General features: G+C 67.6%; 11 protein-coding genes and 1 pseudogene. 8 read left to right on the forward strand and 4 right to left on the reverse strand.

Features of this window, described 5'->3' with window-relative positions; all coding sequences use genetic code 11:
• Window positions 1–67: 67 nt before the first annotated feature.
• Window positions 68–307 (reverse strand): annotated as a pseudogene (locus tag H7F35_RS34915) (phospholipase D-like domain-containing protein); the annotation flags it as partial.
• Between the two features lie 301 nt (window positions 308–608).
• On the opposite strand from H7F35_RS34915, the gene H7F35_RS28045 reads away from it, so the two are divergent.
• The 6 genes from H7F35_RS28045 to H7F35_RS28070 all read left to right on the forward strand — a co-directional run bounded on the left by H7F35_RS28045 (window position 609) and on the right by H7F35_RS28070 (window position 6,466).
• Entirely contained in the window at window positions 609–1,607 is a 999-nt protein-coding gene (locus H7F35_RS28045; RefSeq protein WP_187109788.1) for an AraC family transcriptional regulator, read from the forward strand.
• Window positions 1,608–1,709: 102 nt separating this feature from the next.
• Window positions 1,710–2,294: a carboxymuconolactone decarboxylase family protein gene (locus H7F35_RS28050; RefSeq protein WP_187109789.1), complete on the forward strand. Its 585-nt coding sequence runs from the start codon at window positions 1,710–1,712 to the stop codon at window positions 2,292–2,294.
• Window positions 2,284–3,384, forward strand: a complete 1,101-nt coding sequence (locus H7F35_RS28055) for an acyl-CoA dehydrogenase family protein (protein WP_187109790.1) — start codon at window positions 2,284–2,286, stop codon at window positions 3,382–3,384. Before H7F35_RS28050 ends, H7F35_RS28055 begins: the two co-directional genes overlap by 11 nt.
• Window positions 3,381–4,226 (forward strand): ABC transporter ATP-binding protein, encoded by an 846-nt coding sequence (locus H7F35_RS28060; RefSeq protein ID WP_187109791.1) that lies wholly within the window; start codon window positions 3,381–3,383, stop codon window positions 4,224–4,226. The genes H7F35_RS28055 and H7F35_RS28060 overlap by 4 nt, the downstream gene beginning before the upstream one ends.
• 11 nt (window positions 4,227–4,237) lie before the next feature.
• Complete coding sequence (locus H7F35_RS28065; protein ID WP_187109792.1) at window positions 4,238–5,497, forward strand: ABC transporter substrate-binding protein; 1,260 nt, start codon at window positions 4,238–4,240, stop codon at window positions 5,495–5,497.
• 222 nt (window positions 5,498–5,719) lie between these two features.
• Complete coding sequence (locus tag H7F35_RS28070; RefSeq protein ID WP_187109793.1) at window positions 5,720–6,466, forward strand: ABC transporter permease; 747 nt, start codon at window positions 5,720–5,722, stop codon at window positions 6,464–6,466.
• A gap of 24 nt (window positions 6,467–6,490) precedes the next feature.
• On the opposite strand, the gene H7F35_RS28075 is transcribed toward H7F35_RS28070, so the two are convergent.
• Both H7F35_RS28075 and H7F35_RS28080 read right to left on the reverse strand, forming a co-directional pair.
• Window positions 6,491–8,428 carry an esterase/lipase family protein gene (locus tag H7F35_RS28075; RefSeq protein ID WP_187109794.1) on the reverse strand — a complete coding sequence of 646 codons (1,938 nt, stop codon included), beginning with the start codon at window positions 8,426–8,428 and terminating at the stop codon, window positions 6,491–6,493.
• A complete protein-coding gene (locus tag H7F35_RS28080) occupies window positions 8,428–9,438 on the reverse strand; it encodes a DUF4105 domain-containing protein (protein WP_187109795.1) in 1,011 nt (336 codons plus the stop codon). The genes H7F35_RS28075 and H7F35_RS28080 overlap by 1 nt, the downstream gene beginning before the upstream one ends.
• 167 nt (window positions 9,439–9,605) lie before the next feature.
• Between H7F35_RS28080 and H7F35_RS28085 the strand changes: the two genes are divergently transcribed.
• Window positions 9,606–12,818, forward strand: coding sequence for an amidohydrolase family protein (locus tag H7F35_RS28085; RefSeq protein ID WP_187109796.1), 3,213 nt, complete (start codon window positions 9,606–9,608; stop codon window positions 12,816–12,818).
• Between the two features lie 45 nt (window positions 12,819–12,863).
• On the opposite strand, the gene H7F35_RS28090 is transcribed toward H7F35_RS28085, so the two are convergent.
• The gene (locus H7F35_RS28090; RefSeq protein WP_187109797.1) at window positions 12,864–15,557 is read right to left on the reverse strand and encodes a bifunctional acetate--CoA ligase family protein/GNAT family N-acetyltransferase; all 2,694 of its coding nucleotides are present in this window, start codon (window positions 15,555–15,557) and stop codon (window positions 12,864–12,866) included.
• A gap of 71 nt (window positions 15,558–15,628) precedes the next feature.
• Between H7F35_RS28090 and H7F35_RS28095 the strand changes: the two genes are divergently transcribed.
• Window positions 15,629–16,798, forward strand: a complete 1,170-nt coding sequence (locus H7F35_RS28095; protein ID WP_187109798.1) for a tetratricopeptide repeat protein — start codon at window positions 15,629–15,631, stop codon at window positions 16,796–16,798.
• Window positions 16,799–16,827 lie beyond the last annotated feature (29 nt).

Here is a 16,827-nt window from a genome sequence, read left to right on the forward strand (position 1 = left end):
CCGGTCGCATCGAGCCGAGGAACACCTGCTTGTGGTCCACGATGCCGTTCTTCATGTGCAGCGCACCCGTGCGGCGGCCGAAGATGCCGAGCCTGCCGCGCTTGACGCTCAGGGGCGGGCTGAGTTCATAGATGGTCACGCCCGCCTGCAGCAGCCGATGGATGTGCGGCCAATAGCCCACATACACCCAGGGCTCGTCGGTCGATGCCAGCGAGTTCGTGAGCAGTTCCACGCTGACGCCCGACGCCTGCGCGCCCGCCAGGCTGGCCACCGACGCATCGGACGGCACGAAGTACGGCGACACCATCTTGATGTTCTGGCGCGCGGTGCCGAACCAACGGATCACGCCCTCGGTGACCGTGCCCTTGAGGGAGTGCGCGTGCTCGTTCAGGCCTTCCGTCTTGGTGAGCGGGTCGAACAGCACGCGCGCATCGGCCCACAGCAAGGGGCTGAGCCCGCGCTCGGCAAGCTCGAAGGGCGGTTCGGCATCGGCACCATGTCGAGCGCCAATGCGGCGGGTTCGCCATCGAGGGGATTCACGCCGGGCATAAGCTCACTCCGATTCGTTCTTTGGTTCTGCCAGGGTGCTCGGCCACACTCGGGCCCTTATGTCTTTCGTACGACAGTTCGATGCCCGCGCTCCTTCCGCCGATGCCGGCGCGGACGCGCAGGCCGACCGCGTGGTCGACTGGCTGCTGGGCAGCCTCGAATGGAACGCCACGCTGTTCCATGTCGGCCAGTACTGCGGCCGCTGGCGCGCCTCGACGGCGGGGCGTGCGCGGGCCAGCTTTCACCTGATCCTCGAAGGGCGCTGCTGGCTGCACATGCCGGGGCGCGAATCGGTGCAACTGTCGCCGCGCGACGGCGTGTTCCTGATGCGCGACGTGCCGCACTTTCTCTCGCCCTATGCCGACCCCGGCATCGACTGCGCACCGCGGCAGATGCAGCCCTTGTCGGGCAGCGCCGCCCTCGGCGAAACCGGGCTGGCCTGTGGCTTCTTTTCTTTCGACGGACCGTTTCGCGACGTGATCGCCAGCGCCTTCCCCGATTGCCTGGTGCTGCGCGCGGGCGACCTGGCCATGGCCTCGGCGGCCACGCTGTTCGACCTGATGCGCAGCGAAGCCTTGCGGGTGGGCGCCGAGCCTTCGGTGGCGATGGACCGGCTCGCGGGCCTGCTGTTCTTCTATGGCCTGCGGCATGTGGCGCACAGCGAGGTGCACGCGCAGGGCCTGTGGACGCTGCTGCGCAAGCGCGGCTTTGCGCCGCTTCTGGCCGACATCCTGCAATCGCCCGCGCACGACTGGAGCGTGGCCGAGATGGCGCGCCGGGTGAACCTTTCGCGCACCGCCTTCTTTCGCCAGTTCGGCCAGGCCTGCGACCAGTCGCCGCTGCAGTTCCTGCTGCTGTTGCGCATGCAACTGGCGGCGCGACGCATGGCGCAGGGCGATTCGATTTCGCAGGCGGCCGAGGCAGTGGGCTACGAGTCTTATGCCGCGTTCTCGCGCGCCTTCAAGCGAGTGATGGGCGAGCAGCCCGGTGCCTGGCAACGAGCGCGCAGTGGCGACACGTCGCGGCCTGCCGCACCGCGCGGGGACGAACCGGCATAGATCAGAGACGTCCGGTCATTGATGCGCGGCGGCGGCGCCTGAAGAATCGACGCGCCACCTCATCAGCAGCAAAGGCTGCAACAAAAGCAATTGCCCCCGGCCATGACACGCCTGACCCTTCACACCGAAGCCACCGCCCCCGAAGCCAGCCGCCCGCTGGTGCAACGTGCCATTGCCAACAACGGCTTCTTGCCGAACCTGATCGGCATCCTCGCCAACTCGCCACAGGCGCTCGAAACCTACCTGGGCGTGGCACAGGCCACCGCGCGCGGTGAGCTCACGCTGGCCGAGCGCGAGACGTTGCAGATCACGGCCGCGCGCATCCACGGCTGCGACTTCTGCGTGGCCGGGCACACCGCCGCCGCGCTGAAGCAGGCCAAGCTGCCGGCCGAGGCCGTGGGCAAGCTGCAGCGCGGCGAGGCGAGTGGTGAAGCCCGGCTTGACGCCGTGCGGCTCTTCACCGAAGCCGTGATCGCCACGCGCGGCAAGGTGCCGGACGATGCCCTGGCCGCCTTCCGGGGCGCCGGTTTTTCCGAGCGGCAGGCGCTGGAAGTCGTGCTGGGCGTGAGCCTTGCCACGCTGTGCAATTTCGCGAACAGCCTGGCCGGCAGCCCGGTCAACGCGCAACTGCAACCGTACCTGCCTGAAAACCTGCAACGCGATGGAGCGCCCGCCCATGCTGGCTGAGGCCGACCGGCGCTGGCTCGGCGACAACGCCGAGGCGCTCGACGCCGACAACGCGCTCGCGCACGAGGTGGTCCCGCGCCTGGCGTGCGCCGGGCTGTTCGGGCTCGGCGTGCCGAAGGCGCTGGGCGGGCAGGGCGGCGACGTGCGCGATGCCGTCGAGGCCATTGCCGCCGTGGCCGGCCATTCGCTGGCCGCCGCCTTCACCTTCTGGGGCCAACGCGCCTTCATCGAATACCTGCTGCAGTCGCCCAACGCGGCGCTGCGCGAGCGCTGGCTCGCTGCCTTGCTCGACGGTTCGCAGGCCGGGGCCACCGGCTTGTCGAACGCAATGAAGTACCTCGGCGGCATCGAGGCGCTGCAGATCACCGCCACGCCTCAGAACAACGGCTGGCGGCTCGATGGGTCCGTGCCGTGGTGCACCAACCTGCGCCCGCAAGGCTTCGTGACGGCCGTCGCGGTGCAGCGCGCTGAAGGCGGCGTGCCGCTGGTGGCGGTGCTCACGGCCGGGCAGGAGGGCGTGGTGCGCAGCGCCGATCTCGACCTGATCGCGCTGCGCGGCAGCAACACGGCATCTCTGCGCATCGAAGGCGCGCGGCTGGAGGCGGCCGACCTGATCCACGAAGAGGCCAACCGCTTTCTTCCCGCCGTGCGGCCGGATTTCCTGGGGCTTCAATGCGGCCTGTCGATCGGCCTGGCGCGCGCCGCGCTCGACACCGCAACCGAGCGCGGCGGTGCCGGCCGTTCGGTGCTCGAAGCGCCGATTGCCGCACAGCGCGCGGCATTGGCCGCCATCGTCGATGGGCTGTACGAAGGCCTGGCGGACGGCCGGTTCAAGACCCAGCCCGAGGCGCTGTTCCGTGCGCGGCTCTCGCTGGCCGAGATGGCGCAGAACGCCGTGCAGCTCGAACTGCAGGCCAGTGGCGGCCGTGGCTACCACCGCGACCAGCCGCTGACGTTTGCCCGCCGCTGGCGCGAAGCGGCCTTCATTCCCATCGTGACGCCGAGCGTCACGCAACTGCAGGGCGAGCTGGCCAAGCGCGCGGCGGCGCAGCAGCAGTTGGCCGCGACGATGGCCGCCCGCGCAACGTGAACCAGAAAGAGCCACAAGCCGTCGCGCGCCAGCCGGTGCTCGAGGCGAGCGATCTCGCCTTCGGCTACGCCAAGGCCGCACCGGTGTTCGAGGGCGTGTCGCTGGAAGTGGCACCGCGCGAAATCGTCTGCCTGCTCGGCGGCAGCGGGTGCGGCAAGTCGACCTTGCTGCGCAGGCTGGCGCATCTGGAGCCGTCTCATGCAAGCCATGCTAAGGGGGAGATCCGCTTCCTCGGCGAAGCGCTGACAGCGCCCCACCCCCGCGCGGCGCTGGTGTTCCAGCAGCCCGGCCTGCTGCCGTGGCTCGATGCCGCGCGCAACGTCGGCTTTGGCCTGGACTTCGTCCGGCAACCCAGGCTGGAGCGTGCGCTGCGCGAACAGCGCGTGAACGAGGCGCTGGCCGCCGTCGGCCTGGCTGGGCAGGGCGGGCTCTTTCCCTCGCAGCTGTCGGGCGGCATGGCGCAGCGCGTGGCGCTGGCCCGCGCACTGGCCCGCGAGCCCGTGCTGCTGCTGGCCGACGAACCCTTTTCGGCGCTCGATGCCATCACGCGCGCGCAGATGCAGGACCTGCTGGTCGAGCTCGTGCACCGCTGGCAGACCGCCGCGCTGCTGGTCACGCACGACATCGACGAAGCCATCCTGGTCGGTGATCGCATCCTGCTGATGGGCGACAAGCCGGGCCGCATCGTGCGCGAATGGCGCGTCGACGTCGGCCGCCCGCGCACCGCAGACGCGGCAGCCTTCACTGCCTTGCGGCTCGACATCCTCGCGGCGCTGCATGCGGCGCATGCGACCGGTGGCGGTCCTGCTGTAGCCGCAACCGCTGCCGTTTCTTCTTCCTGAAAGCCTGCCGAATGACCGACTCTCCATTCGTTCCCGCCGCATCCCTTCGCCAATCGCCGCACGTCTGTGCATCGTCGGCCTGCGACTGCGGCCTGACGCGGCGCGACATGCTGCGCCTTTCCGCACTGGCCGGCGCTGCCGTGGCCGCGCCTTTCCTGTCCGCGGGCGATGCCATGGCCCAGGGTTTCAAGGGCGACGACCAGCCCGTGAAGATCGGCTACCTGCCCATCACCGACGCCACGCCGCTGCTGATCGCGCACGCCCGCGGCCTGTTCGACAAGGAAGGCCTGCGCGCGGAAACGCCCCGCATGTTCCGCTCGTGGGCGCAGATCGTCGAGGCCTTCGTGGCCGGGCAGGTCAACGTGATCCACCTGCTCACGCCGGCCACGCTGTGGGTGCGCTACGGCTCGAAGTTCCCCGCCAAGATCGCGGCCTGGAACCACATCAACGGTTCCGCGCTGACGGTGCTGCCCGAGATCAACAAGCTCGCCGACCTCGGCGGCAAGACCGTGGCCGTTCCGTTCTGGTATTCGATCCACAACGTGCTGCTGCAGGACATGCTTCGCGCCGAAGGCCTGACGGCGGTCACGCGCGCGGCCAGCGGCGCCATCGGGCCGAAGGAAGTCAACCTCGTGGTGCTGGCGCCGGCCGAGATGGTGTCGGCGCTGGCAGGCAAGTCGATCGCCGGCTTCATCGTGGCCGAGCCTTTCAATGCCGCAGCGGAGATCGCGGGTGTCGGCAAGGTACTGCGCTTTTCCGGTGACGTCTGGAAGGACCACGCCTGCTGCGTCACCTTCATGGCCGAGCGCGACATCGCCGAAAAGCCCGAGTGGGCCCAACGCGTGACGACAGCCATCGTCAAGGCGCAGCTGTGGACGCGCGACAACCGGCTCGACGCGGCACGCCTGCTCTCGAACGCCGGCGAGCGCCGCTACACGCCACACCCCCCGCAGACACTGGCGAAGGTGCTCGCCTCGACCGACTACGCAAGCTACGAAGCCAGCGGTGTGGTGCGCCACAAGGGCTGGAGCCAGCGCCGCATCGATTTCCAGCCGTACCCCTTTGCCTCGTACACCGAGCAGCTGGTGCGCGCGGTGCAGGGCACGAAGGTAGAGGGCGACAACGCATTCCTGCGCGCGCTCGACCCGAAGTTCGTGGCACGCGACCTGGTCGACGACCGGTTCGTACGCAAGGCCATCGAGAGTGTGGGCGGGCCGCAGGTGTTTGGCGTGGCGGCGGACTACACACGTCGCGAAACGATCTCGGTTTGATGAACGTCTGTATTTTTGTTTGCCCCGTTGTGTTTGGTGTTCGTTGTTCAGGGCGGCGCCCACGCCGACGGCGTGAGCGTTGTGCGCAGCGGTTGTTGATCGGCCGCAAACGCACAGCGTGCTCGGGTGCCCGGTGTCCTGTGCACGCGTCCCGAATGCACGTGCCCCCAACGCAGGCACCCCGAACGCACCCAGCAGCACACCAAGCGGAGAAAAACTGAGATGCAACGCCGCTGGTTGTTGCCCCTTGCAGGCCTGGCTGTAGTGCTGTCGGCATGGTGGGCCGGAAGCCTGATGCTGACGCAGCGCACACCCATTGCCGCCGCCTTCGCTCCCGGACCGTCACTGGTGGCGCTCGGTCACCTGCTCGTGGGCGCCGACATTTGGCACCACGCGTTATTGAGTCTTCAGCGTGTGGCCATCGGGTTGCTGCTGGCCATCGTGCTCGGCGTGCCGCTGGGCGTGCTCACCGGCCTGTCGCGCGGCTTTGCGCAGGGCAGTACGCCGGTGTTCCAGTTCTTGCGGATGATCTCGCCGCTGTCGTGGATGCCCATTGCCGTCATGGTGCTCGGGGTGGGCGACCTGCCCGTGTACTTTCTGCTCGCGTTCGCCGCCGTGTGGCCGATCTTGCTCAACACCGCCGCAGGCGTGGCGCAGATCGATCCGCACTGGCTGATGCTCGCGCGCGGGCTATCCGCCACGCGGCGCGAGACCGTGCTGCGCGTGATCTTGCCGGGCATCACCGCGCACATTCTCACGGGCGTTCGGCTGGCCATCGGCATCGTCTGGATCGTGCTCGTGCCGGCCGAAATGCTGGGCGTCTCGGCCGGGCTGGGCTACTTCGTGCTCGACACGCGCGACCGGCTCGCGTATTCAGAGCTCATGGCCGTGATCCTGCTGATCGGGGCGCTGGGGTATCTGCTGGACGCCTTTGCGCGATGGTTGCATGCGCGCTGGACCCATGCCTGACTGACCGCTCCACGCGGTGCGCGCCTAAGGCTTCGCAGTTGCCGCCGGTGTTGCCGCCACCGGCAACGCCAGCTGCTCCCTCAGAATCCTTCGGATCTCCAGGATCGCCAGCGGGTTCTCCTGCACGCTGTGCTGCGACGGAATCACCAGCTCCGACGCCGCGCCATCGAGATGCGCGCTCGCATAGGGCACGATGCCATCGCTCGATTCGGCCAGCGGCACGCCCGGCGTGTCGTTGCCGACGATCGAGTGGAAGCGCACGCGCGGGTTCATCGGCAGGCCCGACGACAGGCGCACGAAGGGATCGCGGTCGCTCAGGTTGTCGATGCTGTTGGGAATGCGCAGCGGTCCCAGGTCCTGCTTGCCGGGTGCGATGCGGATCAGCTCGCGCGAGATGTCGCTGAGCTGCCCGAGCATCGTCACCGGCAGCGTGATGAGGTTGGCCATCCAGCGCGAGATGCGGTTGTTGGCGAAGTCCGTGCCGCGATGCGGCGACGCAATGAAGATGGCATCGCTGACCTGCGGCAAGGGCTCGAAGCGCAGATAGGGCGCGAGCCGCTTTTCAACGCGCGCCTGCTGTGCACCCTGCATGGGGTAACCCTCGAGCAGCGCATCCCAGAGCTTGTCTTCCGACGAGGACACCATCAGCCGCGACAGCACACCGCCCATGCTGTGACCGATCAGCGTGATGTTGCGCGAGGCTTCGGCCTGGCCCGTCGGGTCGAAGTGCGCCAGCGTCTGCGTGACGGCCTCGCGGATCGCGAGGTTGTTGATCGGCAGTGGCGCGTTGGTGGGGTAGTAGACCTGCCAGATCTGGTAGCGGCGGCGCAGGGTCTCGTCGCCCAGCACCTCGTTGGCCACGTTGATCCAGGCCTCGGGGCTGCTGGCCAGGCCGTGCAGCATGATGATCGTGCGGCGGTTCGGGTCGTAGGGCTGCATCAGGTAGATGCGTGGCTGCGTGAGCCCGTCGGCGCTGCCGAACAGGCTGCGCAGGGCTTGCAGCGCGAAGTCGGAGCGCGCAAGCCACAGGCCGTAGCCCGAGGTGAAATTGGCGGCCAGCGGGATGTCCTGCCCGGCCAGTTTCACCGTCGATGTCTTGTAGGGGTCGAAGGCCACGATCTGCAGTGAACGCGTGGCAAGCACTTGCGCGAGGTCGGCGCCATCGAACTTCAGCACGGCGGTGAGCGCGGGGAATGGCGTTTCGCGGTAGGGCACCTTGTCCTGGTGCGGGCGCTCGTCGGTCACGGCCACCAGCTCGGCCCCGAAGCCGTCGCGCCGGTAGATGTTGCGCAGGCCCGAGAAGGTGAGAGAGGCCGCAGGAATCAGCTCGCGCGGCAGCATCGCGCCGGTGGGCAACTGCAGCGCCGACAGGTCGCTGTCGATGTGCCAGTCACCCACTTGCGGAATGGCCGGCTGCGATCCATCGGGCCCGGACGGGTTGCTCTTCTGGTAGCGGCTGAACAGGCCGGTGATGGCCTGCTGCACCGCGTAGTTGTAGTAGTCGCGTACCTGGGTCTGCCGGTCTTCGAAGGCGCGGTCGCGCGGGTTGCGCGTGGTGAAGAAGAGGTAGGCGTAGGCGTAGCGGGCGGATTCCAGCCATGCGTCGATGGCCGCGGTGGCAGGTGTCTTGGTGGCCGCGCCGCTTTTTTCTTCCGCCAGCGCGACCTGCAACCAGACTTCCGACAGCGCCGACATCCGCTGCTCGTCGGTAATGCCCGGCGAATCGGCCAGTGCCTGCCGGCAAGCCTGGCCGTCCTTGCTGCACAGGTCGGCGTCGGAGCCGATCACGCGCAGCACCTCTTGCGCCGAGGTGCTCAGGCGGCCGGTGGTGAGCACGTCGCCACGGCGCTGGGCCAGGTATTCGGCCGGCGAGATCGAGCCGACCTGCACACCCGCGCAACCTGCCATCAGCAGGGCGGCGCACAGCAGCAATGCGGGCAGCGAGACGCTGCGCGCACGCATCACGGCGTGGCCCCGGTGCCCGGGAGGCCTTGCCGGATGGCTTGCGAGAAATCGGCGCCAGGCGTCTTGTCCGCGGCGATGGCGCGGTCGGTAATGCGGCCTTGTGCGCGCAGCGCTTCCAGGCTGTAGCCCGCCGTGAGGCCGCCCACGTCATAGAGGTAGTCGGGCAGGTAGCCCGAGGCCAGCAACCGCCAGTCCATCGGCAGCCCGGGCACGACGTGCTTGGCCAGTGCGTACACGATGGTCGTGCAGTTGGCAGTGAGCGTGTTGTAGAAGCTCGGCGCGCGCACCAGCGCCGCGCCTTCGTCGAGGTAGCCCATGAACAGCGAGCGCATCGCCGGCTGCGGCAGGCTCACGCGGTACATGTAGACGTCTTCGCCGCGCACGTTGGTGCGCACGCGAAGAATGTCGTGCTCGTCTGCCGCGACGAGGCTGGTTTCGAACTGCTTGAAGAAGCCACCGATGGACGAGAAGCTCTCGCCGCGTTTCTTGCGGATCTCGATGGAGAACGTGACGAACTGGCCGTCGTCGAAGCCGAAGGACACCAGCGTGTGCGCGATGGCAGGGCCTGTCCAGTACGAAAGGGCCACGTCGACCGAGCGGATGCGGTCGAGGTCGTAGCGGCGCGTTTCCCAGCGCTGGGTGTAGTCGGTGTCGCTGCGCCAGTCGAAGTTGCGTACGTTCTGCATGGTGACCACGCTGCCGTCCACATGGGCAATCAACTGGCGTGCCACGTCGTCTGCCCACTCGCGGTTCTGCGATGGAAGGATGGTGCCCCACCAGGACATCAGCATCGCGAAGCCCACGGCGTAAGAGAGCAGGGCGCGTGCAGCCCTGCCGCGCCACAGCAGCGCGATGGCGACAAGGCCGAAGCCGGCCCACAGCACCGCTGCGGCGATCTTCAATGCCGATGGCACCGGCAACTGATACCAGAGCGCGAGGCAGGCCCACAGCGCGGACAGCAGCACGAGGAGCGATGCCGAGAGGCGGCCAAAAAAGCGCAGGAACATTCGGAGCTTCAAAAAGTGAGTGCCGCAATTATCTCCAACCGTAACAGGTAAGCGGACTGTCAGAAAGCACACACAAAGTGGCCTGGCACCTTGCATTCCTCATGTGAGGTGCCGCGCGTTCGCAAGCGAAGTTGCGAATAGAAAAAAGACCAACAGGAGACAAGCTCATGAACATGCGCAAGCATGCGGCGGCACTCGCACGTCCGTCGGTTTCGTACCGTCCGGTACTTCACTCGAACCCCCTTCCGAACCCATTTGCCAGAACCCGCAGGGCAACGCTCGTGGCGGTGGCCGCAGCGTCGCTGTTCGTCGCGGGATGCGGTGGTGACGGCGGCGGCCGGAATCCGTATGTCGATCTTTCGGGCATCACGCCACCCGCCGTGCCGGTGGTGAGCGTGAACACCTTGCAGGGCTCGACCAAGGACGTGTCGGTCGAGTTCCACGAGGGCACGAACATGGCGGCCACGCCCTCGCCCGACGGCAAGCGCATCGCGTTCACGGCCATGGGCGCGCTCTGGATCATTCCCTTCGCCGGCGGCACCGCCACGCGCATCACGAGCTGGGACATGGAGCCCACCGCCCCCGTGTGGTCGCCCAACGGCAGCGTGATCGCGTTCCAGAACTACGACGCGGAAGGCAACTATCACATCTGGGTCGTGCGGCCCAACGGCGCGGACCTGCGCCGCGTGACGACCGGCCCCTACGACGACCGCGAGCCGACGTGGACACCCGATGGCAACGGCCTCGTCTTCGCATCGGACCGTGGCAACGACGGCCAGTACAAGATCTGGCGCGTGTCATTGACCGAGCCGAACTATGTGGCGCTGACCACCGGCCCCGGTGCGGAAAGCAACCCGGTCGTGTCACCCGACGGCAAGCAGCTTGCCTTCGTGGACACGGCGCGGGTCTTCACCAAGCCCATCGGCAGCAGCGAGGCGCCGAAGCTCGTCGGCGCCGGCACCATGCCCGCATGGACACCCGACGGCGCGAGCCTCGTGTTCCAGAACGACCGCAAGGCCCTGACGGTCGCCGGCAAGGACATCGCGCCGAATGAAGACTTCTTTCCGTTCCCGGTTCGCTACATGGCGGACGGCCGCTTCATGTACACGGCCGACGGCAAGATCAAGATTCGCAGCGCCACCGGCACCGAGCCGGCCGACGTGCCGTTCAGCGCGATGCTGACGGTGCGCCGCCCGGCCATCAACAAGCAGAAGGACCGGGGCTTCAACCTGATGGGCCCGCAGCCGGTGCACGGCATCAGCGGCCCGGTGATCTCGCCGGACGGGCAGAGCGTGGCCTTCGTCGCGCTGAACGACGTCTGGGTGATGAAGATCGGCCAGGCTCCCGTGCGCCTGACGAACGACATCGCACGCGACGGCAGCCCGCAGTTCACGCCCGATGGCCTGTCGGTCTACTTCTCCACGGAGAAGGACAACGCGGGCGCGCTGGCCATCGACCAGGTCGAGATCGCATCGAAGAAGCGCACGCGGCTGGCCGCGATCCGCGCCAAGTCGATGGTCACGCCGAAGATGTCGCCCTCGGGTGACCGCATCGCCTACACCACCGGCTCGGGCCAGCTCGAAGTGTGGGATGTGGGCTCGCGCACGGCGCAGACCGTCATCGCGCAGGTCAGTTCGCAGGTGAGCACGCCGTCGTGGCTGCCCGATGGCAAGAAGGTGGTGCTGGTCGACAACGAGCGCATGAACAACCGCTTCCGCGAGGGCTACAACAAGCTGCGCGTGATCGACGTGGCGGGCAAGACTGGCACCTTCTATCCGGTGGCCGAAGTGCCGCGCCAGATATCGGACCGCGAGGAGGGCGCCGCCACCGTTTCGCCGGACGGCAGCAAGGTCGCCTTCATCATGGATTCGGTGCTGCACGTGATGCCGCTGAAGCCCGACGGCTCGCCGGCCGGTGCGCCGGTGGCGATCACGAAGGAAGCGGCCGACCTGCCTTCATGGGCCGGCGATTCGCGCACGATCCTCTACAAGTCCACCGACAAGCTCAAGACCATTGCCGCCGATGGCTCGGGCGCGACCGAAGTGCCGCTGAACCTATCGTGGACGCAGGCCGTGTCGAAGGGAACGACCATCGTGCATGCCGGCCGCCTCTGGGACGGCAACAGCGAAACGCTGAAGACCGACATGGACATCGTGATCGACGGCAACCGCATCACCGCGATCCGGCCGCACGATCCCGCATCGGCCAAGACGGCCGCCAAGTTCATTGACGCTTCGGCGCTCACGGTGATGCCGGGTCTGTGGGACCCGCACTTTCATCCGCTCACGCTCTACCAGGGCGGGCAGTTCGGGCAGGTGGCCGCGTCGATGCTGGCTTACGGGATCACCTCGACGCAATCGGTCGCGGGGCCGCTGCACCAGAGCATCGAGATGCGCGAGGCGCTGGACTCGGGCAACCTCGTCGGGCCGCGCTTGTTCGTGTCGCCGCCGCTGTGGGAAGGCAACCGGCTCTTCTACAGCTTTGCTCGGACCCTGCGTACGCCCGAGGTGGCAGACCTGGAGATCGCCAAGGCCAAGGCGATGGGCGTGGACTACCTGAAGTCCTATGTGCGCGCGCCGATTCCGATCATGACGAAGATCGCGCAGGCCGGGCTCGACATGGGTGTGCCCACCGGCACGCACATGCTGGCGCCGGGCGCGGCGGCGGGCATCGCCGGCACCACGCACCTGTCGGCCACGCAGCGCATGGGCTATGGCTGGTCGAAGTCGGTCGGCGGCTTCACGTACCAGGACGCCTACGACCTGCATGCGAAGGCCGACTTCCATCTGGTCGACACGCTGTTCTCTTCGCTTGCGCTGGTGGGGCAGGACACGTCGATGACCACGGACGAGCGCTTCAACCTGCTGATTCCGCCGAACTTCCTGACCGGCCTCACGGGCACGGCCGTGCCGACCGACGCCATCCTGCAAGGCGCTCGCAAGGACGCCGAACAGTCGGCCAAGGTGCAACGCGCCGGCGGCCTGATGGCCATCGGCACCGACACGCCGCTGGTCGCGCCGGGCATCGCGCTGCAGACCAACCTGCGCGCGGCAGGCATGGCGGCCTCGAACTTTCAGGCGCTGCAGGACGTGACGCTCAACGCCGCGAAGATGAGCCGGGTCGACAAGGACCTGGGCACGGTCGAGGTCGGCAAGCTGGCCGACCTGGTGATGGTGCGCGGCAATCCGCTGCAAGACCTGAAGGCCGCGGCCGCTGTCGAGTACGTGGTGAAGAACGGCGTGAGCATGTCGCTCGCGGAAATCCTCGCGCCGTTCCGCACGCCGCTGGCCTTGAGCGAGCGCAGGAAGGCCGTGGTGGCCTACGAGAAGATGTGCCGCGCCGATCCGCATGAATGCACGGACATGAACCACGCGGACTGAGCGGCGCTGCGTGCCTGCCGTGGCCTCCCGCTCCAGGGCGGGGGGCTACAGCAAGTACGTCACGAGCTTGAAGTCCGGGTCTTCCGGGAAGGGCTTGACGCTGAAGCCCAGCCGTCGCACCAGCTTCAGCATGTCGGGGTTGTTGGCCAGCACCAGTCCGTCGATTTCGGCCAGGCCCTTGTCGCGGGCCACGTCGATGATGCTTTCCATCAGGCGCGAGCCGATGCCCTTGCCGCTGAACTCGTTGGCCACCACCAGCGAAAACTCGCAACTGGTCTGGTCGGGGTTGGTGATGTAGCGCGACACGCCCACGATGCGTTCGCTTTCGAGCACGGTACCGTCGGGCGTGATGCTGCGGTCCAGCACCACCGCCACCAGCGCCATTTCGCGGTCGTAGTCGATCAGCGTGAAGCGCGAGAGCATCGACGGCGGCAGCTCGTGGAAGCGCGAGACGAAACGGAACCAGCGGCTTTCGGGCGACAGGCCCTGCACCAGCGCCTGCAGCATCTGCGCGTCGTTCGGATGCACCGGCCGCACGATGTAGGTGCCGCCCCCCGAGAACGGCCACTCGCGGCGGTAGCGCGCGGGGTACGGCATGATCGCCAGGTGCTGGTAGCCGTTGCCCACATGGCCCGCCACCGCCTGCGTGCTGCTGTCGACCACGATGCGCGCATCGACCGAAATGGCACCCGATTCGTCCACGATGATGGGGTTGATGTCCATCTCGCGCAGCTCGGGCAGCTCGCACACCATTTCCGATACGCGCAGCAGCACGTGTTCGAGCGCTTCCATGTCGACAGCGCTCGCGCCGCGCCATTCGCCCAATGTCTCAGCCACGCGCGAGCGTTCGATCAGCCGGCGCGCCAGGAACTGGTTGAGCGGCGGCAGCTCCATCGCGCGGTCGTTCAGCAGCTCGATCATGGTGCCGCCCGCACCGAACACGATGACGGGGCCGAAAGGCTGGTCGGTCACCATGCCCACATAGATTTCGCGGCCGCGCCGCGCGCGCACCATCTTCTGCACGGTCACGCCGTTGATGCGCGCCTCGGGCGCCAGGCGCGCCACGCGTTCCATCATCTCGATGTAGGTGTCGCGCGCGCTGGTGCCGTTCATCACGTTGAGCGCCACGCCCTCGACGTCGGACTTGTGCGAGATGTCGGGCGAATCGATCTTCAGCGCCACTGGAAAGCCCAACTGCGTGGCGATCATCATGGCTTCGTTGGCGCTGCGCGCGAGCAGCGTGCGCGTGATCGGGATGTGGAAGGACGACAGCAGCGACTTCGACTCCATCTCCGTCAGCACGCGGCGGCGCTCGGCCAGCACGCTTTCGATCAGCAGGCGTGCGCCTTCGATGTCGGGCTTGGCCATCTCCGACAGCGGCGGCGGCGTCTGCTGCAGCAACTGCTGGTTCTGATAGAAGGCCGCGATGTTGCCGAAGGCGCCGACCGCCGCTTCGGGCGTGCGAAAACTCGGGATGGTGGCATCGGCCAGCACGGTGCGCGCCTTGCCGACCGATGCGTCGCCCATCCAGCAGGACAGCAGCGGCTTGTTCATCGGCCGCGGAATGTCGGCCAGTGCCTTGGCGGTGGCGGCCGCATCGGCGCCGGCCTTGGGCGAGAAGATGGCGAGCACGCCATCGACCTGGCTGTCGGCCGAGGCGGCATCGATGGCCGCCCGGTAGTGCGCGGGTGTCGCGTCTTCCGACAGGTCGATCAGGTCGGCCAGCGAGGCGAGCGGCGGCAGCGTCGGTTGCAGCAGCCGCTGCGCGGGGGCGGACAGCTTGCCCAGATCGAGGCCGATCTCGTTGATCCAGTCGGCCGCCAGCACGCCGGGCCCGCCGCCGTTGGTGACCACGGCCAGCCGCTTGCCCACCGGGCGGTAGCGCGAGGCCAGGCACTTGGCCGCCGAGAACAGCTCGACGAAGGAGCGCACCCGCACGGCGCCGGCGCGGCGCAGTGCGGCATCGAACACGTCGTCGCTGCCCACGATGGCGGCGCTGTGGGTTTGCGCGGCCTCGTTGCCGGCAGGCTTGCGGCCGGCCTTGAGCACCACCACCGGCTTGGCATGCGAAGCCGAGCGCAGCGCGCTCATGAAGCGGCGCGCGTCGGCAATGCCTTCGAGGTACACGATGATGCTGTGCGTGGCCTGGTCGTTGGCCAGGAAGTCCAGCACCTGCGGAATGTCGACCGAGGTGTGCGGGCCGAGCGACACCACGCTGGAAAAGCCGACGCCGTTGTGCCGCGCCCAGTCGAGCATCGACGCGGTGAGGGCGCCCGACTGCGACACCAGCGCGAGCGGCCCCGCCTTGGCCAGCGGTCCGGCGATGCTGGCGTTCAGATGCAGCAGCGGACGCTGGAAGCCCAGCGAGTTCGGCCCCAGCAGGTGCACCCCCTCGCGCCGCGCGATCTTGCGCCACTGGTCGGCCTGCTCGGCGCTGATGCCGCTCGAAATGACGACGGCGGCGCTGCAACCGATGCGCCCGGCGATCTCCAGCGCAGCCGCCACGTCGCGCGGCGCCAGCGCAATCAGTGCCAGGTCGGCATGGGTCTGCGACAGTTCTTCCAGCGTGCCCTTGGTGCGAACGTCCAGAAAGCGCAGGGTGCCGCCGAAGCGGTCGGCGCGAAAAGCCTCGCGCAGCGTGCGGCCCGCGGGGGCCTGGCCGCCCGGATCGTCGGTGTGGCCGACGAAGGCGACGACGGAAGCCGGGGCGAAAAGCGGGGTCAGGAAATGCTTGTCCATGCCTTAGTCTGCCTTGATCGGGGGATGAATCCAAACGGGTTTTCGTGTCCCGTACCATTTGGCGTCTCTTGATGTCGCTGGAGGGCGATATGGCGGTCTTGATTGAAGCGGTGTGCGCGGTCGTGCGGCGTGACGCCATCGAAGAGCGAATCCCTGGAGGATGGGCCGCCTTTGCCGCCGCCGTTCCGACTGGAGCGTTCTGCTTCGACGACGAACTTGCGAGCGTCGGGTTCATGGCTGTTGCGGACGCCGAGACCTTTCTTGTTCACATGCAATCGCTGGGCCTGCGCGTGACTTCTGGCGCAGGCGAAGTTGACGCGTGCCTGATAGAGCAGCTCGGACGAAGCGGCGCGCCAGCGCCCTGGCTCGCCACAACGCGGATGTCCCTCGATGAAATCGGAGGCGAAGTCGCAGTCGCGTTCCTCAAGGGAACGCGCGAGCAGCGCATCGTGATGCCTGGGGGCTGGAAGTTCCAGGGATCGGTCTCGCAAAAACCACTCGACTTCGTGCGCACGGACGCCTCGCGCCTGGAATTCATTCGCAGCCAGGGCAACGTCGAGGTCTATTGGGACAAAGAGCAGCAGTGCGAGGTCTATGTGGGGCGGCCGTACGGGACCCAGCCAAGTGGCGGGCGGGCGCTTTCCGACGCTCAACGCGACGAACACAATCGCGTTTGGGACCAGGCTCGGGGCATTGCGGACAAGCACAAGATCTACGCGCTGGTTCCACCGTTCAAGCCTGGCTTTCTCGTCGCGCGCGAGATGCGCAAGGCAATTGCGCTGCTTGAAAAGGTCCTGGCCCTGCATCCGGGCAATGCAGCCGCACTATGGATGCAAGGCAAGTTTCTCCAGTTGCTTGGTGAGTTCGACGCGTCGCTCGATTGCCTGTCCAAGGCGTATCTCATCGATCCGGGCAACACAGCCCACTCAAGAGAGGCGGGCATCAGCGCGACCGAGGCTGGCAAGCTGGATGTCGCCGTCTTCTATGCGCAAGAGGCGCTCAAGGCGACGCCCGGGGACGCAGGACTGCGGACCAATCTCGCGGTCGCCCATCTGTTCGCCGGCAACATGGCCGCCGCTCGCAAGGAAATCGACACTGCACGTTCCGCCGAACCCGACGACCCGATCACACGCTCGGTCTGGGTGCTCGTCCGGGAAGTCGCCGCTGGGCGCATGCGTCGACCCACAAGGACCAGCGAGATCGATACCAAGGCGTTGCGCGAGGCATCGGCAAACGTTTGAGCGCGGCGCGCGAGCCGTGCTCACTTGCG

This window comes from Variovorax sp. PAMC26660, assembly GCF_014302995.1.
Taxonomy (GTDB): domain Bacteria; phylum Pseudomonadota; class Gammaproteobacteria; order Burkholderiales; family Burkholderiaceae_C; genus Variovorax.